This is a genomic window from Calidifontibacter indicus (assembly GCF_003386865.1).
Classification (GTDB): domain Bacteria; phylum Actinomycetota; class Actinomycetes; order Actinomycetales; family Dermatophilaceae; genus Yimella; species Yimella indica.
Genome location: NZ_QTUA01000001.1, coordinates 465880 through 487365, shown reverse-complemented (window position 1 = coordinate 487365; position 21486 = coordinate 465880). Strand labels below are relative to the sequence as shown.

22 protein-coding genes are annotated in these 21486 nt (G+C 66.6%); 16 read left to right on the top strand and 6 right to left on the bottom strand.

What is annotated here, in order from left to right; genetic code table 11:
* Positions 1 to 42: 42 nt before the first annotated feature.
* From DFJ65_RS02305 to DFJ65_RS02295, 3 genes are all read right to left on the bottom strand, one after another.
* On the bottom strand, positions 43 to 1263 hold the full coding sequence (locus tag DFJ65_RS02305) for a glycosyltransferase (RefSeq protein ID WP_115921627.1): 1221 nt from the start codon (positions 1261 to 1263) through the stop codon (positions 43 to 45).
* Complete coding sequence (locus DFJ65_RS02300; protein WP_115921626.1) at positions 1251 to 2258, bottom strand: glycosyltransferase family protein; 1008 nt, start codon at positions 2256 to 2258, stop codon at positions 1251 to 1253. Before DFJ65_RS02300 ends, DFJ65_RS02305 begins: the two co-directional genes overlap by 13 nt.
* A gap of 242 nt (positions 2259 to 2500) precedes the next feature.
* Positions 2501 to 3100 carry a CGNR zinc finger domain-containing protein gene (locus DFJ65_RS02295; RefSeq protein ID WP_115924055.1) on the bottom strand — a complete coding sequence of 200 codons (600 nt, stop codon included), beginning with the start codon at positions 3098 to 3100 and terminating at the stop codon, positions 2501 to 2503.
* A 610-nt stretch (positions 3101 to 3710) separates the two neighbouring features.
* Between DFJ65_RS02295 and DFJ65_RS02290 the strand changes: the two genes are divergently transcribed.
* From DFJ65_RS02290 to DFJ65_RS02235, 12 genes are all read left to right on the top strand, one after another.
* Positions 3711 to 5060, top strand: a complete 1350-nt coding sequence (locus DFJ65_RS02290; RefSeq protein WP_115921625.1) for a toxic anion resistance protein — start codon at positions 3711 to 3713, stop codon at positions 5058 to 5060.
* A gap of 21 nt (positions 5061 to 5081) precedes the next feature.
* Positions 5082 to 5642 carry a hypothetical protein gene (locus tag DFJ65_RS02285; protein WP_147301280.1) on the top strand — a complete coding sequence of 187 codons (561 nt, stop codon included), beginning with the start codon at positions 5082 to 5084 and terminating at the stop codon, positions 5640 to 5642.
* Between the two features lie 219 nt (positions 5643 to 5861).
* Entirely contained in the window at positions 5862 to 6098 is a 237-nt protein-coding gene (locus DFJ65_RS02280; RefSeq protein ID WP_245949927.1) for a type II toxin-antitoxin system Phd/YefM family antitoxin, read from the top strand.
* Complete coding sequence (locus DFJ65_RS02275; protein ID WP_211308346.1) at positions 6095 to 6526, top strand: type II toxin-antitoxin system VapC family toxin; 432 nt, start codon at positions 6095 to 6097, stop codon at positions 6524 to 6526. The genes DFJ65_RS02280 and DFJ65_RS02275 overlap by 4 nt, the downstream gene beginning before the upstream one ends.
* 19 nt (positions 6527 to 6545) lie before the next feature.
* On the top strand, positions 6546 to 7100 hold the full coding sequence (locus tag DFJ65_RS02270; protein ID WP_115924052.1) for a TerD family protein: 555 nt from the start codon (positions 6546 to 6548) through the stop codon (positions 7098 to 7100).
* Positions 7097 to 8092 carry a hypothetical protein gene (locus tag DFJ65_RS02265; protein ID WP_115921623.1) on the top strand — a complete coding sequence of 332 codons (996 nt, stop codon included), beginning with the start codon at positions 7097 to 7099 and terminating at the stop codon, positions 8090 to 8092. The genes DFJ65_RS02270 and DFJ65_RS02265 overlap by 4 nt, the downstream gene beginning before the upstream one ends.
* Before the next feature lie 68 nt (positions 8093 to 8160).
* A complete protein-coding gene (locus DFJ65_RS02260) occupies positions 8161 to 8748 on the top strand; it encodes a TerD family protein (protein ID WP_115921622.1) in 588 nt (195 codons plus the stop codon).
* A 94-nt stretch (positions 8749 to 8842) separates the two neighbouring features.
* Positions 8843 to 9964, top strand: a complete 1122-nt coding sequence (locus DFJ65_RS02255; RefSeq protein ID WP_115921621.1) for a DUF475 domain-containing protein — start codon at positions 8843 to 8845, stop codon at positions 9962 to 9964.
* A 14-nt stretch (positions 9965 to 9978) separates the two neighbouring features.
* Entirely contained in the window at positions 9979 to 10569 is a 591-nt protein-coding gene (locus DFJ65_RS02250; RefSeq protein WP_115921620.1) for a TerD family protein, read from the top strand.
* Between the two features lie 245 nt (positions 10570 to 10814).
* Positions 10815 to 11507: an HAD family hydrolase gene (locus DFJ65_RS02245; protein WP_115921619.1), complete on the top strand. Its 693-nt coding sequence runs from the start codon at positions 10815 to 10817 to the stop codon at positions 11505 to 11507.
* Between the two features lie 44 nt (positions 11508 to 11551).
* The gene (locus DFJ65_RS02240; RefSeq protein WP_115921618.1) at positions 11552 to 12430 is read left to right on the top strand and encodes a phosphoribosyltransferase family protein; all 879 of its coding nucleotides are present in this window, start codon (positions 11552 to 11554) and stop codon (positions 12428 to 12430) included.
* Complete coding sequence (locus DFJ65_RS02235; RefSeq protein ID WP_115921617.1) at positions 12423 to 13262, top strand: phosphoribosyltransferase family protein; 840 nt, start codon at positions 12423 to 12425, stop codon at positions 13260 to 13262. Before DFJ65_RS02240 ends, DFJ65_RS02235 begins: the two co-directional genes overlap by 8 nt.
* A gap of 124 nt (positions 13263 to 13386) precedes the next feature.
* Here DFJ65_RS02235 and DFJ65_RS02230 read toward each other — a convergent pair whose 3' ends face one another.
* From DFJ65_RS02230 to DFJ65_RS02220, 3 genes are read right to left on the bottom strand one after another with little or no spacing between them, the layout of a single operon-like run.
* Positions 13387 to 14055 (bottom strand): methionine ABC transporter permease, encoded by a 669-nt coding sequence (locus DFJ65_RS02230; RefSeq protein ID WP_115921616.1) that lies wholly within the window; start codon positions 14053 to 14055, stop codon positions 13387 to 13389.
* On the bottom strand, positions 14055 to 15077 hold the full coding sequence (locus DFJ65_RS02225) for a methionine ABC transporter ATP-binding protein (RefSeq protein ID WP_115921615.1): 1023 nt from the start codon (positions 15075 to 15077) through the stop codon (positions 14055 to 14057). The genes DFJ65_RS02230 and DFJ65_RS02225 overlap by 1 nt, the downstream gene beginning before the upstream one ends.
* On the bottom strand, positions 15074 to 16015 hold the full coding sequence (locus DFJ65_RS02220) for a MetQ/NlpA family ABC transporter substrate-binding protein (protein ID WP_115921614.1): 942 nt from the start codon (positions 16013 to 16015) through the stop codon (positions 15074 to 15076). The genes DFJ65_RS02225 and DFJ65_RS02220 overlap by 4 nt, the downstream gene beginning before the upstream one ends.
* 195 nt (positions 16016 to 16210) lie before the next feature.
* Between DFJ65_RS02220 and DFJ65_RS02215 the strand changes: the two genes are divergently transcribed.
* From DFJ65_RS02215 to DFJ65_RS02200, 4 genes are all read left to right on the top strand, one after another.
* Entirely contained in the window at positions 16211 to 17638 is a 1428-nt protein-coding gene (locus tag DFJ65_RS02215) for an amidase (protein ID WP_115921613.1), read from the top strand.
* Positions 17639 to 17690: 52 nt separating this feature from the next.
* On the top strand, positions 17691 to 18449 hold the full coding sequence (locus tag DFJ65_RS02210) for a cobalt-precorrin-6A reductase (protein WP_115921612.1): 759 nt from the start codon (positions 17691 to 17693) through the stop codon (positions 18447 to 18449).
* A gap of 585 nt (positions 18450 to 19034) precedes the next feature.
* A complete protein-coding gene (locus DFJ65_RS02205; protein WP_147301279.1) occupies positions 19035 to 19580 on the top strand; it encodes a hypothetical protein in 546 nt (181 codons plus the stop codon).
* 912 nt (positions 19581 to 20492) lie between these two features.
* Positions 20493 to 21314, top strand: a complete 822-nt coding sequence (locus DFJ65_RS02200) for a DUF4240 domain-containing protein (RefSeq protein WP_170143962.1) — start codon at positions 20493 to 20495, stop codon at positions 21312 to 21314.
* Positions 21315 to 21486: the final 172 nt, after the last annotated feature.

Genomic DNA, 21486 nt, shown 5'->3' with positions numbered 1-21486 from the left:
GCCAGACACACCTGAGGCGCGCCCGGACGAGGGTGCGATCTGCTACTTGTCCCAGCCACCCCACCGCGACTCGAGGGTGACGCTATCGTCCAGCAGCCGGCCGTCGACAACCGCCGCCGGTGCGTTGTCCGCACCGCGATTGATCATGCGGGTGTGCCGCACCCTCGCCACAATCTCAGTGCCGATTCGGACGTCGAGCCCGCCGTCCGGGATGAGGTGAGGGAGCGGGGCGGACAGCGCGAGCGGTGCATACACATCGACCTGGTATCGGCAGCGCTGCAACACCTGGTTCGACGGTGCTCCGTGGTGCAGCCGGGGGTCGGGCGGAAGTTGGGTCGGCACCCGTGGACGATCGACGAACCAGAGCGCGACGTCGCCACCGGCCAGCCAACTCGAACACGACGCGGCCAGCGGGCCGATGTCGTGGTGTCCATGCACCCGGACGACGGTCGCCGGGTAGGGCCACATGAATCCTGACCCGCGAGCTATCGGGTCGGTGAGGACACGCGCGAGTTGAAGCGTTTCGCGGTCCTTGACGGCGGTGTGTTCGGTGCTCCGGTCGGCGAAGTCGGGTCCGTCGTGCCAGGCCACGGCGTCCGGGACGTGCCGCAGGTCGCAACCGCTCAGCCAACATCTGTTCGCGAGGTCCCAGTCTTCACCGCCGTAACCGACGAAACCGGGGTCGAATCCGCCGGCACGTAGGTATGTTCGACGGGTCATTCCCAGGACGGCGGAAATGACGAAGCGGTAGGAGCGGTCGTCGGCGTATCGCAGGTTATCGGTCGCACGATAACCCTCGCGCAGCCAGGCTGGTTCGGTCAGTGGCGTCGGTGGGGCACCATCACCGCGCAACCAGGCACGCAACCGGGCCGGTTCCCACCCGGTGAGGTCGGCGTGGCGTCTGCGCCCTACGGCGACGACCCCGCAACGTTTGTCGCCCCGACGGATGACGTCAGTCATCGTACGTAAGTAGTCGGGTTCGGGAACGGTGTCGCAATCCAGGAAGCAGATCACCTCGGCATCCGTCGCCCGAGCGCCCAAGTCCCGTGCGGCCGATGCGCGAAATCCCAAATTCTCCTGGCGCACCGCACGTGTCGCGTACGGTCGGTCGCCCAGTACCGCACGAGCGGGCGAACCGTCGTCGGCCACGACCACCTCGAACGCATCGGGGCCGACGGACTGGAGTTCCAAGGCTGTCAGCAGCAGGTCCAGTTGGCTTTGCTGGTCGAAGAACGGGACGACGACAGCAGTCAGTGGTGCCATGAGGCCAAGGCCTTCGCGTAGAGAGCGCCGACGTCGTCGAGCGACGGGCCGAGCGGGACGCCGGGTCTCAGCGTCGTCGACTCGGGGTGGTCGAGTGCGTGTCGGGCGGCGGCGGCGAGATCGTCGTAGATCGTCAGCACGTCGGGACAGCGGGCGTCGAGTTCCTCGACGTACCGCGAACGAGGAACCAGCGGTCGTCGACCGGCTGTAAGCCAGGAGTTGATGGAGCCGGACGCAGACAGGTGCTGATGCGGCGCGACCGGCACCGCAACCCGAGCCAGCACCTCCTGGAGCCGGTCGTCCGGGATGTAACCGGTGACCGTGAATCGTCGGTTGCGTCGGTGCGCTTGGCGCTGCAGTTCCTCGACCAGATGACCATGGCCCGGCGATGGTCGTCCGAGGGCGGTGAGTCCCACGTCCGCGGGGAGTTCGCCGAGGGCACGAAGCGCCTGGGCATGGCCCTTGCCCGGATACAGGAAACCGAACACTGCAAGATCGCGGTGTGTGCCGCCGACCTCGGCGGGGCTGACATACCGGCGGGGACTCTCGATCGGCAGGGGTATGACAGCCCGCGGAACTGCACTCAGACTCCGGCGGTCGGTCAGCTTCAGCACCTCGTCCAGCAGCGTGGACTCATGATGTGAGCTGAGGGCGACCCCGCGGCTGACGGCCAGGATGTCGGCGTATGCCGATGCCCGTTGCCGGTGACGATCCGGGCCGTCCGAAGGCTGCGGCAAGTCGTGCAAGGTGACACTCATCGACGTGGACCGGCCCAGCGCAACGAGCGTGGACGCTGTCTGCGCGGCAGTGTGACCGAACAGGCGATCGGTGACGTGCACATGGACGCAGGCGCGGGCGACCAGACGGACGAGGTCGGTGCCGATCCCGTCCGGCACCCGGATGACCGGGGCGCTTCGCAGCGACGGGGTCGTGCTCAATTCGCGGGCGAGCCGAGTGACCCCGTGCTCGTCGTGACCGACGATCAGGTGCGTCACCGAAGTCGCGCTGGCTCTCGTGTAGCACTCTTGCACGGTGAGGACCGGATGAACGGTCGCGGGCCGGTCGATACTCCCGGGCCTCATCGGGCCAAACCGCTCATCCACATCACGGGGTGACCATACGACGGGGTGCTGACACTCCGCGCCGAAGCACCGCCGGCACGCCGATACCGGCTCCGCGTTCTTGCCGGTCGAACGCAGTGTGCCTCTTGGCGCGGGGGTTGCTACTGGCTCGCCGGCTAAGTGGCCTGCTTTCGCGCTTGCTGGCGGGCGTAGTAGGCGCGGGAGCGGTTGCGGTCGCCGCAGTCGCGGGTGACGCACCAGCGCCGGTTACGGCGGGGTGAGGTGTCGAGATAGACCCAGCCGCAGGTGGCGTCTTCGCACTGGTCCAGGCGGTCGAGATCGTCGCGCTTGAGGAGTTCGATGAGGCCTCGCGTGATGCGGTGGCGGGGCAGGTCTAGGGCCGTCGTCTGGTCTTCCCAGGACCAGCTCGTGCCGTTCTCGCCTCGCACGAGGGTGGCAGCCGCGATTGCCTTGCGGTAGGCGGCCGTAAGGGCGGCCGCGGCCGCAGCGTCACCGTGGAACAGGGCTTCGTAGGTGTTCTCACGCAGGGTGATCACTTTGTCGAGCTCGTTGGCCGCACTGTGGGGGTTCTTCTCGGCCAGGGCGAGCAGCAGTTTCTGCTCCGACGCGTCGATGACGCCCGACTCTTGGCACCAGGTCAGCATCAGGCTGTACGAGGTGAGGTCTTCCTCCCGCTGGGGTCCTCCGAGTCTCCACTCAACCGTGTTGATCAAGTCGAGCATCCGGTCCCCAGAGATGTGGCTGAACTTCGCCATGAACACCTCCTCACAAGTGACCCAAGTGTTGCACGTGAGGTAAACATGGGATCTACTCTCACACGTAAATGCCTAGTCACCTGTGAGATTGGTTCGTTATGGATCCGAGTCTGCGCCTTCTGCTTTCCCGCCCCACCTTCCGGTGGTACTGGGCGGCGCAGTCGATCAGTAGTGCCGGTAGCCAGGTCACGTCCATGCTCACCCGAGCCATCCGCACCCTGACCACACCCGCTCGAAGCACCACCTGACCAGCAAAAGGAGAAGCCTCAATGTCGCTCCGCCGGTCCCTGAAGCGCCCCAGGTTCGACGCCGCATCGTTCTGAGTTTGAGAGATGTCGTTCACGCCGAACAAGGTTGATCGCGCACTGCAGCGACCACCTCTCCCAAGCGAACCTATGGGAAGGTCGTACCCGCTCGGTCCGTTCACGAAGGACAACTCAGAAGTTGACGTCGCCGCACGAGGCCCATGAGCTGACGCCGGGGGCTACTGAGGTTCGGCCACTCGAAGTCCAACCTGACTGAGGGCACCAACCGCCACACGACGTCGTTGCGCCTAGAGTGACGGGCAGTGGGGAAGCCCCTGTCGCAATGCGAAACGGAGAGGCACAACATGTCCGACCTTGACCTCGGCGGCCAGCCGACCAAGCCCACCCAGACCGCAACGAGCGCACCGCCCGCCGGCGGTCTTGTCCTGGAGGCACCCGCCGCGGTGGCCGTGGTGGAGGAGACCCAGGCGGTGCAGGCCGTCCCGGTGTCGACGGAGGCGCAGACCGAACTCGACAAGAAGGCGCAGGCGTACGTCGAGGACCTCACCTCGATGGACATGAAGTCGCCCGCGTTCACCGAGAAGGTCAACTCCATCGTGCTGATGGGTGACAGCGAGATCCGCAAGTCGTCCGAGGTGTCCAACCGGATGCTGCAGCGTCCGGCCGCCCAGGGTGGCAAGGACTCCGCGCAGTCGAAGGTGTCGGGCACGCTGGTCGACCTGCGCCGCACGATCACCGATCTCGACCCCAACCGCGCCGACCTCAAGGGCGCCAAGAAGCTACTGAAGTGGATGCCGGGCGGCAACAAGATCGAGAACTACTTCATGAAGTACCAGTCGGCCCAGACCCACCTCGACGCGATCATCCGGTCGCTCGCCGGCGGTCAGGACGAACTGCGCAAGGACAACGCGTCGATCGACGTCGAGCGCACGAACATGTGGAACGCGATGCAGAAGCTGGGCGAGTACAACCAGCTCGCCACCGCGCTCGACAAGGCCGTCGAAGGCAAGATCGCCGCTCTCGAGGCCGAGGGCCGCACCGAAGATGCCCAGATCATGAAGTCCGACGTGCTGTTCGCGGTGCGTCAGCGTCGGCAGGACATCATGACCCAGATGGCGGTCGCCGTTCAGGGCTACCTGGCCCTCGACCTGGTGCGTAAGAACAACGTCGAGCTGATCCGCGGTGTCGACCGCGCGCAGACCACCACGGTCGCCGCGCTGCGCACCGCCGTCATCGTCAGCCAGGCGCTGTCGCAGCAGAAGATCGTGCTCGACCAGATCACCGCGCTCAACTCCACCACCTCGAGCCTCATCGAGAAGACCAGCGAGCAGTTGAAGACGCAGGGCGCCGAGATCCACCAGCAGGCGGCCTCCAGCACCATCGAGATCGACAAGCTGCAGCGTGCCTTCGACAACGTCTTCCAGACGATGGACGCCATCGACACCTTCCGCTCGCAGGCGACCCAGAACATGGCCCAGACGGTGCAGGCGCTCGAGGGGCAGGTGCAGCGCGCCAAGCCCTACCTGGAGCGGTCGCTGCGCAACTCCGGCATCGACGCCACCACGTCGGCACAGTTCCAGCCGCCGCAGGAGCGCCCCGGTATCCCGGGCTCGGTGCCGCCGCAGAGTCCGCGCCAGGGCGAGCAGCCGCCCTACCCGGGCCAGCAGCCGCCGAACCAGTACCCGAACCAGTAAGGCGTCACCGCTTTGGGTTTGTTGTCACGACTGTTCGAGCCCGGGTCGAACGACCCGGGCCCGGGCGGTCAGGCCGCGCGCGGATCGGTTGCCTCCGACCGCGCTCGGACCCAGGCCCAGCGCGGGCACAGCGGTCCCGGGGCGCGACCGGCTGCTGCACCGCCCAAGCCCGAGGGCGACGACGTCGCATCCCTGCTGCGGCACAACCAGTCGCTGGTGCTGGAGATCAACCAGAGCGCGGCGCACCTGCCCGCGCTGGGTGTGGTGTTGGCGCGGTCGGTCACCGACACCGTCCGCCGGGTGTTGACCTCGCCGGAGGCGAACCTGCTCGACATCTCGGTGCGGGTCGCGATCTTCGGTGTGCTCACCGACTATCTGCCGGGCACCATTCGCACGTACGTCGGTGCGGTGCGCGCCGGGGGCGGTGCCGACGCCGACGACCAGTTGGTCGAGCAACTCACCGCGCTCCGGGGTTCGGTCGAGGAACTCGCCGAAGCCAGCCGTCAGCGCGACGTGCAGGCGCTGCAGGTGCAGGGGCGCTTCCTGGAGTCGAAGTTCGGCGGCACCGACCTCGCGCTGTGAACACCGAAAGTGGTCGCTATAGCAACCACTTTCCCTTACTACGGGTGTAGTAGGTGAATGTGGTTGCTGTAGCGACCACTTTTCGGCTGGATCCCCGATCTGACCTCGCGCCCGCTCGAGCCGATTCACCACGGTGGTCATCTCGTCGGCGCGCGGCACCACCGACCTCCGTGCATTTCTGGCCGGCCACCCCTGTATCACCGGTGATACCCTCGATGTATGGGGAGGGTGACCGTGCGCGATTTGCGCAACAACAGTGCCGAAGTGTTGGCGAGGGTGGCCCACGGTGAATCTCTCACCGTGACCAAAGACGGCGAACCGGTCGCCTCCCTGGCGCCACTGCCGAAGACGGCACTCGGTCGCGCGCAGTTGATCGAGCGTCGCAAGTCGCTGCCGAAGGTCGACAGCGAACAGTTGCGGGCCGACATCGACGACGTACTGGACCCGAGCCTTTGAGCGGAGCGAGTCGCGGACTGCTCGACACGTCCGCGGTGATTGACCTCGGCGAGTTGCTGATCGAGTCCCTTCCCGACGAGCCGTTGATCAGTGCTGTGACGCTCGCCGAACTATCGGTGGGGCCGCTCGTCGCTCGTAACGAGTCGGAGCGGTCTGCGCGCCAGGCCCATCTGCAGCAGGCCGAAGCCGACTTTGACCCGCTTCCGTTCGATGCAGCGTCCGCACGTGCCTTCGGGCGGGTCGCGGCGGCACTGCGTAGTGCCGGTCGCAAGCCTGCGGCGGGAGCGTATGACGCCCTCATCGCGGCAACCGCGATCGCGAACCGGCTTCCCCTCTATACCGCGAACCCGGCCGACTTCGTAGGGATCCCAGAACTCGACGTCCGCACGGTCGTCCGCGCCGAACCAGGGGGCGACGCTCCGGAATAGGGTGGGTGGCGTGAGTCCGATGGCGAAGGGGGCCAATGTTGCCCTCACCCGTGAAGTCCCTGGCCTGAAAGGGGTCGTCGTCGGCGTCGACTGGGACGCCGGCGCCGAACGATTCCTGCACGACAGCCTCACCCTGCTCACCGTGTTGTGCGGCAGCGACCGCAAGGCCATCAGCCAGCGCCACGTCGTCCACTTCAATCAGATGGTGTCCGCCGACCTGTCGACCGGGCAGGTCGAGCAGGCGATGGGCGGCGACGACGAGCAGGTCGAGGTCGACCTCGCCGGGGTGCCCGACGACGTCCAACGCATCGTGTTCGTGCTCTACGTCAACGAGGGCGGCGGCGGACGTCGCACGCTTGGTCAGCTCAAACGACTGGTGGTGCGGGTGCTCGACCTCGACTCCGGCAACTCCCTGGTCAGCACCGACGACCTCGTGCCCGGACTCGGCGGCGAAACCGCGCTCTCGCTCATCGAGCTGTACCGCCACTCCGGCGAATGGAAGCTGCGAGTGCTCGGGGCCGGCTACTCCGACGGTCTCAAGGGAGTCGCGCGCGACTTCGGAGTGAGTCTGTGACCGAGTTCGGTTTCCTGCGCGCCAGGCGGCGGACGCCGGTTGCGCCCGCTCCGGGCCCGGCAGCGCCTTCGGCGCCGGCCACGTCCACCAACTCTGCGGTCAGCGACTTCCTGTCCGGACGGTCGGTGCGGCCCGGTCGTGAACCCTCCGGTGGGTTCGACCCGGGCGCGCTGCGCTCGCCCGGCGGGACCAGCGCGGCGGGCGGAGCCGGGGACCCGCTCGATCTCAGCTCGCCGACGCCGTCCGCGTCGCCTGCTCCGAGCCCATCGACGGGCGGGGGAGGGCACCCGCTCGACCTGAGTTCGCTGACTCCGTCCGCTCCGATCGCTCCGGCCACCAGCGGCACGGCCGACCTGCTCGACCTCAGCTCGCCGACACCGTCCGCATCGCCCGCCCCGAGCACCGGGAGATTCATGCCGCTCACCAACCACGACCTCGGGCTGCCCACGATCGAGGAGGGTGAACGCCGCATCCTCACCGTCGACGACCCGGTCGTGCACCTGACCCGCATGCAATCGAGCGCGGGTGGCCTGGAGATCCAGGCATTCACCCCCGCGCCGAACCAACTGCTGCTCGGATGTGCCTTCGAGACCTCCGACCAGTTGGAGTCGATCGTGCTGCCCGGGCTGCACCCGCAGGGGCCCGACCCGCGCAGTCCGATCTTCCGGTCGACCCCGCAGGGGGTGAGCATCAACCTGCGCGCGGTGAAGCAGATCGCGCGATTCTTCGTGATCGGGCTTCCGCAGACCGGCAACCGGTCGATGCCGGGTGGCACGCTGGTGTTGACGACGTACGGCGGGTCACGGATGGAAGTGGTGCTCGACACCTCGGCCACCTACGGCGCGAAAGCACTGGTGACCGGGTACGTCGTCGAAGGAAGAATCGTGCTGCGAGCGGAACACGACCCGTTCAGTGGAACGTTGCAACAGGTGGCCGGCGTCTACGGCTACGACCAGATGACCTGGCGCGACCCGTTCACGCCATTGTTCTAGACATTGTTCTGAACCAGAACGACACACAGGGAACGGGCCCACCGCGGCCCGGAAGGAAGGAAAGACACATGGCAGTCAGCCTCAGCAAGGGTGGCAACGTCTCGCTCGCCAAGGCGGCACCCGGCATGACCACCGCGATCATCGGTCTCGGATGGAACCCGCGCACCACCGACGGTGCGCAGTTCGACCTCGATGCGTCGGCCCTGCTGTGCGGCGAGAACGGCAAGGTCCGCTCCGACGCCGACTTCATCTTCTACAACAACCTCACCGGCGACAACGGCTCGGTTGTTCACCAGGGTGACAACCGCACCGGTGAGGGCGACGGCGACGACGAGCAGATCGTCGTCGACCTGTCCCGTGTCTCGCCCGACGTCGCCAAGATCGTGGTCGTCGCCTCGATCGACCAGGCCGACCAGCGCGGCCAGAACTTCGGCCAGGTCGCCGACGCCTACATCCGCGTGTTCGACGCCGACGACCCGACCAACAACGACAAGGGCGTCCGCTTCGACCTCGGTGAGGACGCCTCCACCGAGACCGCGCTGATCTTCGGCGAGCTCTACCGCAACGGTGGCGAGTGGAAGTTCCGCGCCATCGCGCAGGGCTACTCCAACGGTCTGGGCGGGGTCATCAACGACTTCGGCCTGTCCGTGGGCTGAGTGGTCCAACCCCGCCTCAACACAGCCGCCCCGACACCCGGGGCGGCTGTGCCGTGCGACAAACGCACACCCCGAAACCGTCACGAAAGCTGAAATGAAAGCCCTTCGCCACTTCACACCAGACCTGATCGTCGCCGCGATCGTCCTGGTTGTCGCCTTCTTCTACGACGGCATGGCCGCCGTCGTCCTCACCGCGATCCTGATCCTCGTCGAGATCGTCTTCTCGTTCGACAACGCCGCGGTCAACGCCAAGTACCTCGTCCGATTGAACGAGTTCTGGCAGAAGATCTTCCTCACCATCGGCGTGCTGATCGCCGTCTTCGGTATGCGGTTGGTCTTCCCGTTCGTCATCGTGTGTCTCTCCGGCAGCATCAACCCGGTCGAGGCACTCCAACTCGCGCTCGAGAAGGGCGACCCGAACACCCCGGGCACTTACGGCTACATCCTCAACGAGGCCCACCCGAGCATCGCCGCCTTCGGTGGCATGTTCCTGCTGCTGCTGTTCCTCGACTTCATGTTCGACGAGGATCGCGAGATCCTGTGGCTGAAGCCGATCGAGCGTCCGTTGCAGAAGCTCGGCAAGCTCGACGTGCTGTCGGTCGTCATCGCCGGCATCCTGCTGCTGGTGGCCGCCGAAACCCTCGTCGACGAGGTGTCGGTGCGCAGCAACGTGCTGTTCTCCGGCCTGCTCGGCATCGTGCTCTACCTCGCGGTCAACGGCCTCTCGTCGATGATGGAAGCCAGCGAGGAGAAGAAGGACCACGAGTTCGAAGAGGCCGACGCCCGCGGCGAGGTCATCAAGCTCGCCGGCAAGGCGGCCTTCTCGATGTTCCTGTTCCTCGAAGTGCTCGACGCCACCTTCAGCTTCGACGGCGTCATCGGCGCCTTCGCGATCACCCCCGACCCGCTGATCATCATGATGGGCCTCGGTGTCGGTGCGCTCTGCGTGCGATCGATGACCATCTACCTGGTGCGTGAAGGCACGCTCGCCGAGTACCGCTACCTCGAGCACGGCGCCCACTGGGCCATCGGCGCCCTCGCGGTCATGCTGATCCTCACCATCAAGTTCCACCTCGGCGAGTTCGTCATCGGCGGCATCGGCATCGCGTTCATCGTCTCGGCGTGGCTGTCGTCGATCGCGGCCAACAAGAAGGAACAAGCCCAGGAAGACAACACGTTGCCGGAGCAGACCGTCACGACCAACAGTCACAACTGAGCAGGGGAGAACACATGAGCATCAACCTGAACAAGGGCCAGAGCGTCAACCTCGCCAAGCAGGACGGCGGCCAGCTGACCCGCGTCCGCATGGGTTTGGGCTGGGACACCAAGATCGTCACCAAGAAGGGTCTGTTCGGTGGCACCAAGCAGGTGCAGCGTGACATCGACCTCGACGCGTCCGCCCTGCTGATCGGTGGCGGTCGTGTGCTCGACACCGTCTACTTCGGCAGCCTGCGCAGCCAGGACGGCTCCGTGCAGCACACCGGTGACAACCTCACCGGTGCGGGCGACGGCGACGACGAGTCGATCATCGTCGACCTGCCGGCCGTGTCGGGCTCGGTCGAGCACATCGTGTTCGTCGTCAACTCCTTCTCCGGCGAGAACTTCACCGAGATCGACAACGCCTTCGTGCGGGTCGTCGACTCCAACGCCAACGACCAGGAGCTGGCCCGCTTCCAGCTGTCCGGTTCGGGCCCGCACACCGCGCTGGTGATGGCGAAGGTGTCGCGCCAGGGCGCCGGCTGGACCTTCACCGCGATCGGTCGCGAGGGTCAGGGCCGCATCGCGCGCGAGCTCGAGCCCCTCGCCCTCGCTGCAATCTGATTTATTCTGGAGCCTCCTTCGCCGTTCGTGCTCGCCGCTCCTTCGTCGCTGCGAGCACGAGGCGTCCCGGCTCCATGAGCCTGCCGGGGTGGTCAGCCACCCCGGCAGGCTCATCTTCTTGAGTTGCTTCGTAGATCGGTGAGCATGAACGTCAAGGCCATCAGCCTCGACAACACCCCACGAAGTTCTCCGCTCGTGCCTCGCTCCGATACTTCGCGGGGGCCCCGTGCTGCAGGAGGTTCAGCATGACCGTCAAAGCCATCAGCCTCGATATTTGGGGCACCTTGCTGCGCAGCGACCCCGCCTTCAAACCGGCCCGCAACGAGATGCTGCGTGCAGTGCTCGCGCCCGAGGTCGCGGCCGACGAGTTCAACCGGGTCATGCGCGAGTGCGACCGGGAGGCCGACGAGATCAGCATGGGGCGCGGCACGGACGTCGGGTTCGCCGAGCGGGTCGAGCTCACCCTGGCGGCGCTCGGTTCAGCCATCGCGCTCACGCCCGCTGACGTCGACCGGCTGATGCACGCGCAGGCCGAGTTGGCCCGCGCGCATCACCCGTTGCCGCTCGACGAACGGCTGCCCGACCTGGTCGCGGAACTGGCCGAGACCCGTCCGGTGGTTTTGACCAGCAACACCGGGATGCTGCCGGGTGTGCTGATGCGCGACCTGCTCGCGCTGGCCGGGTTTCACGGGAAAGTCGGCATGGTCTTCTCCAACGAGGTCGGCTGGGCCAAACCCGACCGGCGGATCTTCGAGACCGCGATCACACTCGTCGAGGGAACCGCGGGGGAACCGATCGCGTCATCCTGCGTTGTACACGTCGGTGACAACGCGGTTGCCGACGAGCAAGGGGCCCGTGCCGCAGGAATGACTACGGCGCTGGTCCGGCCGGACGGTAAGAGCACTGTCGACGCATTGGAACACGCGCGTCGGGGGTGAACCGATCACGTGCGGCGACGCACGCCCTTGGGAGGGGGACGATCATGAGCTCGACCTGCGTGACGACCGCACGGCTGCAGGGCCCGGTCGACGCCGTTCGCACCGTCGACGGCGAACTCTTCGACACCCACACCTACTCGCGGATGAAGCACGGCGACGCCGACGCCGTCGACGCACTCGGCAACCAACTCGCCGAGGCACTCATCGAGCAGTGCCCCTACCTGGTCACCGACGAGGCCGAGCCCACGCTGCCAGTGGCCTACCTCGCCGTGCGGCCGTCGTGCTGGTTCCTCGCCGACGTCGTGCTGCAGCGGTTGAACGCCGACCGCGCCGCGCGCGGGCTGTCAGCCGGACGCATCGTGCAGGTGTTCAAGGACTCCGTGACCCACACCGACTACGCGGCCTCCACCCAGGCCGAACGCGAGGCCGAACTCGCCCGGATCGGGTTCGAACTCGCCGAGCCGATCGACGGCACCAACTGCGTCGTGATCGACGACGTCCGGGTCACGGGTCTGGCCGAACGCACCGTGCTCGCCGCCCTGGAGGCCGCTCGTCCGAAGACGCTTGTCACCGGCTACCTCGCTGTCTGCGAACCCGACCTCGCCGCCTCGCCGCACGTCGAGTCGGCGCTCAACCACGCGGCGATCATCTCGATCCTGCAGCTCGTGCCCGCCGCGCGAGCCGGACGTTTCCGCCTCACCATCCGCTTTCTGAAGCGCGCGCTCGCGTCGCCGGAGTTGCCGCAGTTCGTGGCGCAGGTGCCGCCGGAGCTCGTGCAGGAGATGTACGACGGCGCGGTCGCCACCGGCGAGCAGTTCATGGCGGGCTACCCCGAGGGAATGGCGACGCTGTCCTCGCTGGTCGAGCGGGGCGAGGAAACAGCCCGAGTCGAAACCCCGCAGGAACGGGGCGCCCATGTTTGACCGCATCGCTCTCCACACCCTCGCCGCCGACGCCTGCGGCCTGCCAACCGACGGACTTGTGCCCGCGGCCAATTACAGCCGGTTCAAGTACGGCGACGGTCAGGTCTCGATGACCTTCGGCCGGGCGTTGGCTGATCGGTTCAACGAGATCGTCGACCCCCGACCGGGCGAGCGCATCTTCGTCACGTCGTCCGGTTACGGCGCGGTGCCGCCGGCGGCACGTTCGTTGGTGGCACCGTTCGTCGCCCGGATGCGCTCGCTTGCGCCGTCCGTGCAGTTGCAGCCGTTGCGGGTGCATCGCCTCGGGGTCAGCCCCGGCGACTATGCGGCGATGGATCTCGAAGCTCGCGCGCAGGCCGTGGGCGCGAAATCGATGCACGTCGACCCGCGCATCGACGTGGCCGGAGCCCGAGTCGTCGCGCTCGACGACATCCGCGTCACCGGCACCCACGAACTCGCGATGGACGGATGCCTGAACGAGGCGGGCGCCTCCTGGATCGACCATCTCTACGTGATCGATGCCCATGCGGCGGCCGGGCGCCCCACCTTGGAGTCCGACCTCAACGAGGTGGCCGCTTCGAGCGTGGCCGACCTGCTCGCGATCGCCGACTCGCCCCGATTCGTGCCGAACGCCCGACTCGCCAAGCGCATCGTGTCGTCGTCGGCGCACGAGCAGGAGGCGTTCCTTCGCGGGGTGCCGGTGTCGGTGCGCGCGTGGCTGCTCGACGCCGCCGAGCGTGACGGTCTGGCGCACGTGCCCGCGTACGCCACCGGTTTGCGCCGGCTGCGATTGGTGTCGGCCCGGCTCGACCGGGCGGCGGCGACCGCCTGACACGCCCCCTTCGGCGGCGACAACCAGCGACCACCCACCGCGGACGCTGCAGCAACTGACAGACGCTGCTGTTGCATCAGCAGCGTCTGTCAGTTGCTGCAGCGTCCGCGGGAGGTGCGGGCGGTCAGCGGCGCATGATCCTGCGCGACAGCGCGTTGCCGGTGAACTGCGCGAGCTGCACGATCACGATGATGATCACCACGGCGACGCCGGTGACGGTCCAGTTGAACCGCTGGTAGCCGTACGTGATCGCGAACTGGCCGAGCCCACCGCCACCGATCGCACCGGCGATGGCGGTCATGTCGACCACCGCGACGAGGGCGAAGGTGTAACCGAGCACCAGCGGGCCGAGCGCCTCCGGCACCAGCACCGTCCGGATGATGCGCCAGGGAGATGCGCCCATGGCCTGCGCGGCCTCGATGACGCCGGGGTCGACCGACACGAGGTTCTGTTCGACGATGCGGCTGATACCGAAGGTGGCGGCGAGCGCCAACGGGAAGAGCACGGCGCGGGTGCCGACCGTCGTGCCCATCACCTTCAGCGTCAGCGGACCGACCGCGGTGATGAAGATGATGAACGGGATCGGCCGCACGATGTTGACCAGCACGTTGAGGATCGTGTGCACCGGACGGTTGGCGGTGATGCCACCGGGACGTGTGGTGTGCAGCAGCACGCCGAGCACGAGCCCGAGTGCGCCGCCCACCACCAGCGTGACCGACGCCATGAGCAGGGTCTGCCAGATCGATTCCTGCAGGATCGGGGAGAGCACTCCCCAGTCGGTGTCGCGTCCCATCAGGCGACCTCCTTCACGGTGGCGATCTGTGCGAGTTCGGCCACGACGCCGTCGACGGCATCGGTTGGCCCGGTGAGGTTGAGGGTGAAGGTCGTGAGGTCGTCGTCCTTGATCCGGGTGACTCCGCCGTGCACGAACTCCAGGCCGACCCCCGTCCGGCCGACGTTGCCGAGCACGACCCCGAGGTTCTCGCCCGGGTTGGCCGTGACGGTGACGATGCGGCCGGTGTGTGCGGCTTCGAGCTGCTCGGCCTGCTCCGGGTCGGGCTCGATGTCGAGGGTCGCGCCGACGATGCGGCGCGTCGCGTCGGCCTCGGGTGCGGTGAAGATGTCGCGGACGGTGCCGTGCTCGACCAGGCGTCCGGCGTCGAGCACCGCCACGCGATCGGCCAGCGAGCGCACGACGTCCATCTCGTGGGTGATGACCACGACGGTGGTGCCGAGTTCGTCGTTGGCCTTGCGCAGCAGCGCGAGCACGTCGCGCGTGGTGTCGGGGTCGAGGGCGCTGGTGGCCTCGTCGGCAAGGAGGATCGACGGACGCGTCGCGAGCGCTCGGGCGATGCCGACCCGCTGCTTCTGGCCGCCCGACAGCTCCTCCGGGTAGGCCCAGGCACGCTCGGTGAGTCCGACGAAATGCAGCAACTCGGTGATGCGGTCGTAGATGTCGCGCTTGCTCCAGCCGGCGAGCTCCAGCGGGTAGGCGACGTTGCCGTAGACGGTGCGCGACTGCAGCAGGTTGAATTGCTGGAACACCATGCCGATGTCGCCGCGCAGTTCACGGATCTTCTTGGCGGGCAGGTCGTTCAGCACGTGCCCGTGCACGGTGACCGTGCCCTCGGTCGGTGCCTCGAGTCCGTTGATCAGGCGGACGAGGGTCGACTTGCCGGCGCCCGAGAACCCGATGAACGCGAAGATCTCGCCGGGCTCGATGTCGAGGCTGATGTCGTCGAGTGCGTGAATTTCGGTCTTGCCGCGGCGGAAGGTCTTGCCGACCTTGTCGAAGCGGATGATCGGGTCGCTCATTTCGCCGCGATGTCCTTCTGCAGGCGCGCGAGGATCTGCTCGAGCTGCGCCGCCGGACGGTCGACGATTACCGCGGTGTTCTTGGTCTCCTTCTGCTCGGCTGCGACCACCTCGGGCGAATGCCAGAGCTTCACGACCTTCTGGTAGGTCGCGTTGTTCTTGTCGGCGGCGCGGGCGACGAAGACGTTGATGTAGGGCTCGGCGGTCTTCGACTTCGGGTCGTCCTGGAAGAGAGCCGACTTCGGGTCGAGGTTGGCGTCGAGGGCGAAGTTGTTGTTGACGATCGCGCCGTCGACCGACGGGAGCGAGGCCACGGTCTGCGCGGCGTCGACCGGCACGACGGTGACCTTCGAGGCGGCCTTGTCGATGTCGGCGGGCGTTGAGAGGGCGTTGCCGCCGTCCTTGAGCTTGATGAGTCCGGCGGCCTGCAGCACCAGCAGCGCGCGGGCCTGGTTGGTGGCGTCGTTCGGCACGGTGATCTTGCCGCCGTCCGGGATCTGGCTCAGTGACTTGTGCTTCTTGGAGTACAGGGGAAGTGGCACCACGACGGTCGAACCGATGGGGGTGAGGGTCTGCTTCGCCTCGACGTTGTAGCCGGCGAGGAACTGCAGGTGCTGGAACAGGTTGAGGTCGGTCTGCCCCTGGGCGAGCGCCGGGTTGGCCTGCGTGTAGTCGCTGAAGCTCACGGGCTGGATGTCGAGGCCCTGCTCCTTGCCCAGACGCTCGAGCACCGGCCAGACGTCACTGCCGGCCTCGGTGGTGCCGACCTTCACGATGGTCAGCTTCGCGCCGCCGGCGTCGTCGCCCGCAGTCGCCCGGCCGATGCCGAAACCGGCGGCCAGTGACACCACCGCCGCGCCCGCGATGAGGCCGAGCCATTTGCCGCGATCATGGCCGGGGTACGGCGGGAGCGGGGGGATGTTCTGCGCGGTCGGCACGGCTGCACCTCTTCGGACGTGACCTGGATAACAAAAAGCTATGGACTAACTAACTGAAAGTTAGGGATGTATCCAGGGTCGGTCAAGTCGAGCCGGTCGTGAGTGCCGGGACCCGCGCGCCGCGGCTCGGGACGGCCTGATCAGGCGCCCGCCGAGAGACACCCGAGGCGACTTGTTACTGCATAGTAGGTAGGCATGACGAGCAGCCCGATCCACGCGTTCACCGATGACGTCCTGGCCGATCAAGACGCCGTCGGGGTGGCCCAGGGCATCGCGGCCGGCGAGTTCAGCGCCGCCGAGGCAGTCGACGCCGCGATCGCCCGACTCGTAGGTGTCGACCCGCAACTCGAGGCGATCCGCCGCGACGACTTCGATCGCGCGCGTCGCCGAGCCGGCGCCGTCCGCCGCGGTGGGCTCGCGGGCGTGCCGTCGGCGTTCAAGGACAACATCCCGGTCGGCGGCCTGCCGATGACCGAGGGATCGCAGGCCTTCCCGACCACGCCGAAGGCGAAGAACGGACCGGTGGCCTCCCAGTTCCTCGCCACCGGCCTCATCCCGATCGCCACCACGAACATGCCGGAGTTCGGCTGGACCTGCTCCACCGAGTCGCGCACCTTCACCACGCGCAATCCGTGGAACACCGCCTACTCGGCCGGCGGATCGTCCGGTGGATCGGCCGCTTTGGTTGCCGCCGGGGTCGTGCCGATCGCCCACGGCAACGACGGCGGCGGATCGATTCGCATCCCGGCATCGATCTGCGGGCTGGTCGGCCTCAAGCCCACCCGCGGACGGTTGCGGGCCGGCGACTCGGCCAGGATGCCGGTGCGCATCGTGGCCGACTCCGTGCTCGCCCGCTCGGCGCGTGATGTCGCGACCTTCTACGCCGAGGCCGAGAAGGTGAATCGCAACCGCACCCTGCCCGCGATGGGGTTGGTCGACCGCCCGGTCGAGCGCACGCTGCGGATCGGGCTGATGGTCGATTCGCCGGTGGGCAAACCCACCGACCCTCAGGTGCGCCGGGTGATCGAGCAGTTCGCCGCCCGGCTGGAGGCGCTGGGCCACGACGTGATGCCCTACGAAGCGCCGGTGCCGCGCTTCTTCGTCGACGACTTCTCCGACTACTGGGGTTTCCTTGCCTACATGGGGTCGACCCAGGGCGAGCGGATGTTCGGCAAGGGCTTCGACGCGAGCAGGCTCGAGCCGCTGACCCACGAACTCGCCCGGCGCGGCAAGGCGTCGCTGGCGAAGGCACCGGTCTATCTGCCGCGGCTCGCGGCGTCGAGCATCGGCAGCCGAGTGGCGTTCCGCCGCGGCCCCGACGTGGTGCTGACGCCGGTGCTGTCGGGCACCACGCCGCAGCTCGGTTATCTCGGCCCGGAGGTCGACCCGTCCGTGCACTTCGACCGACTGCTCGACCTCGTCGGATTCACCCCGCTGGCCAACGCGACCGGCAGCCCGGCCATCTCGGTGCCGGCCGGCCTCGACGACCAAGGGCTGCCGGTGGGCGCGATGCTCTCGGCCACTCACGGCGCCGAGCGGTTGCTTCTCGAGCTCGCACTGCAGGTGGAGCAGGCGCATCCGTTCGAGCGGATCCAGGACGCATCGCTGAGCGCCCGGCAGTAGCCGGGCCGGTGCGCTCGCACGGCGCTGCGCACCGACCGGTAGAACTGTCACCGTGACAGTGCTGATTCTCGGCGGGACGGCCGAGGCGAGGGCGCTCGCCGACGGCCTGGTGGCCGCCGGTGTGCCGCTGATCTCCTCGCTCGCCGGACGCGTCCAGCACCCGCGCCTGCCGGCGGGACCAGTGCGTTCGGGCGGGTTCGGCGGGGCCGAGGGGCTCGCCCGTTACCTGCAGAGCGAGCAGATCGAGTTGCTCGTCGACGCCACCCATCCCTACGCCACGGCGATGACGGCCAATGCGGCGCAGGCGTCGCGTCTCGCGGGCGTGCCGGCGGTGCGGTTGGCGCGGCCCGGGTGGGCGCACCACCCTGAAGCCGACTCATGGACGTGGGTCGACGACCACCAGCGGGCCTTGCAGGCAGCAGAAAACCACCTGCGGCATAGGGGCGGCGTGCCGTTCCTCAGCACCGGTCGGCAGACCTTGCCGCACTACGCCGCCTGGCGTGAAATGCCGGTGCTGGTGCGGGTGGTCGAGCCGCTCGACGACGCGCCGCCGGCATGGACGGTGGTGCTCGACCGTGGCCCCTACACGCTCGACTCAGAGCGAGAACTCTTGCAGCGCAACAACATCGGCGTGCTGCTCAGCAAGGACTCCGGCGGTGCCTACACCGCCGCCAAACTCACCGCGGCCCGCGAACTCGGCGTGCGGGTGGTCGTCGTCCGCCGCCCGGACGTGCCGTCGGGGCTGGTCGAGGAGCCGAGCGTCGAGGCCGTGCTCGCGCGCATCGTCGCCGGACGCTCAGCCACGGACTGACCGTCATCGAGTACCCGCGGTGCATTCAACGTGGTCCTTGTTGAGTCATGTGCTCTTATGGCAACAATGGTGGCACCCGGTCGTTCTAGGGAGTTCCGACGTGGAGGTCCACGCGAGCGAGGAACTTGACGGCGGCCCGCATCCTGTTCCGAACCGAATCCGCCACTGCTGCTCTTCCCTTCGGGATCGGTCTCTTGTTCGAAGGCGGTCGGATGGACTTCCTTTCTTTGTGGTCGTCTCTCGGAAGAGGAGAAGGAGAAGTATCGGCTACTCAAGCCGCGTAACCGATGTCCACCAGACGGGGTCAACCCCAGCCGCGCCGTCGGACGAAGATCGACACCCACGGACGCGCCGAAGGTAAGACGCAGGATGCGTGCGGCTTCACAATCTGAGCTTACGGTCTTCCACCTCATCCGACAGGCGAGTACTTTAATCAGCACACACCCTTCACGGTACTTCAGGGGGACAAGTGTTCAAACGATTAACAGTGGTCGGCGCGAGCCTTCTCGACTCGATCAAGCAGGACCCTGCGGTGCGAGTGTCCTACGGGAAGCCTGACATAGCTGCCGTCCAATCAATCGGCGCGTGGATGCAAAGCGGATGCAGCTCTTTGAAGGTTGGATAGCAATGAAACGACTGGGTATCCGACTTTGTACCGCGCTGGCAGGGTTTGTTCTTGTGATGACAGGCTGCTCCGGGCCGACGGGTCCTGAGCCGACGCAGACCGGTGGAACGATCCCGGTTCTCACCCAGTCGACTGCGGGGCAGAAGTACGCCGAACTGCAGAGGAAGCACCCGGCCGTCAACGGTATGTATCAGACCGGCACGACCTCCTTCTTCGTGATCGTCTCCGCTCAGGAACGCGCCGCGATGTCCACGATCAGGGACGAGGGCTTCCTGCCGCGCATCTCCGAGGTTGGGGATCGTGAACTTCGACGCACCCAGCAGGACGTCGAGAAGATTGACCCAGCGGGCCGACAGATCATGGGCGTCGGTGTCGATCTTCGCAATCTGCGCGTGAACGTACGGATCACCACTGCCGCGTCCAAGGGGGAGGTCGGCAAGAAGGTCCGCGCCCTGAACCACGTGAATGTGCAGGTGTCCGACGGAGTGGAGACCGCCGCACAGTAGCCCGCTCCCGATATTACTTGCGCTGCTGTCGAGAAGGTCTTGGGTACGCTCGCTGGGCCGCAGCGCAGAAGTATGCGCTGTCGACTAGCCCGGATCGTTCACGGTGCCGCGGAGTGATGGCGATCGGGAGGAACTGGATAGGTGGACGCAGTCATAGTCGAGACGTGCCGGAATTTGCACCGCAGCCGCAATCGTTTCAGCTGGCTACGCCGTTGCCAACCGTGCAGCCTTGACCAATTTTAGGAGTAGACGAAGTGTCTTTAACTTTGGATGGCGTTAACTTTGCATGGCGTTCTGCGGTCGACATCGACTTCGCCCGGGTTCCTGCTGCACGAAGCGCTCGTTTCAGCCTCCCTCGTACGGCTGCGCGGAGTGGGTATGTTGCAAGAAGGATCGTACGAGGCTCCGGCCAATACCTTGGCCGGACATGGGGATTGTTATCGTGAGATGAAGGGTATCCTGTTAGCACTGGCCGCCACTTGTGAGCGGATTCGGGTATTCCATGAGGAAGTACCAGGCGGAATTCGATCTCGATGGTGGTTCACGGCTGGATTCATGGGAATCCTCAGTTTAATCTGTGTTGGCGGCATTATTCGTGCACGGTCATACCAAGATCTAGGCGTCTCGGCAATTGCAGTGTTTCTGTGTCTTGCACCCATTTTGTGGTCACTCATAGGTGCCGGAATTGCAGAGCAGAAATTACGCGTCTTGGCAGAGAGGATAAAGCGGCAGTAGATTGGATCTGGCTACAAATGGCCCTTCAATTCCTGCGTGTCTAGCCTCGAACGTTTATCACCCCGTCCAGTGACCCGATGAAATTTCGCGGTTAGTCCTCTGAAGTTGGGAATGAATGATGGTATTAAGAGTCCCGTTGGGTAGCCCGGGCTTGTCGTTGTCGCTACCGTGATGGGCGTGAGCTTCCGCGTCCATCACAGCGACCCGTACCAGGGAAAGGACGGCGGCCCGCCGAAGGAGATCAGCCGCCTCATCCAGGCCCGGGCCGCGACCATCAATCAGCACGCAGGTGAGGACGAGGGCTGGGCGGTCTGGAGCGGTCGTCGTAACCGTCGGTTCCAACTGGGCGTGTTCCTTTCGGGTAAGCCCGGGCCGAGCAGCCTGAGTTTTGACCACGACTCGTGGTACGGCGACCTGAACCTGGATGCCGATCACTTCTGCGAGCTTCCGGTAGGCCCGCAGATCGGGCTCCGCCTGGTGGCGATCGTCGAGGCTGTCCTGGAAGTGTTCTCGCGGGCCGTCGGCGACGACCCGCCGACGTCGCTGCGCCGGACCAAGCGGGAGCTGGAATGGCTCGCGGACGGCGGGACCGACCCAGGGCCGGGAACCTTGCCGCCGCTTCGAGTTCGGCGCCCCAGCCCGATGCCGGTCGAGCGGTTCTGGGAGTTGGTCAGCGCGACGGTCGATGAACGGACCGGCGCATTTCTGCTGCCGTGGAAGGAGGCCGACAAGTTCACCGCCCGCATGAGGCTGCTCATCGAAGATCTCGACTCGGCCGACCACGCCGCACACGCCGAGTCGGTCATGGGCTACCTCAGCGCCGACGTGTGGGAGAACGTGCGAGCTTCCGTGGTCAGCCTCGGACGGGAGATGTACGAGCATGTCCGCGCGACACCTGCCGTGCTCGGGGAACTGATCATGACGACCGAAGCCTTCGATGGTGGTGAGCATGACCTCGGTGAGGCGCTGCTCTACCTCGAAGGAAGCGACTCAGACTGAGCAGCCCATGCTGCGCATACCTGTGCAAGTCGCGACGTTGACACCAGACCGATATTCAGATCCGCAGCGTCGACGGCTACGCGGTCAACGACTCGCGTTACGGTGCGGGCGGGCCGGGTCGAACACGGCGCCGATGGCGGCTTGAGGGCTAGGGCCGGTTCAGGGGAGGGCA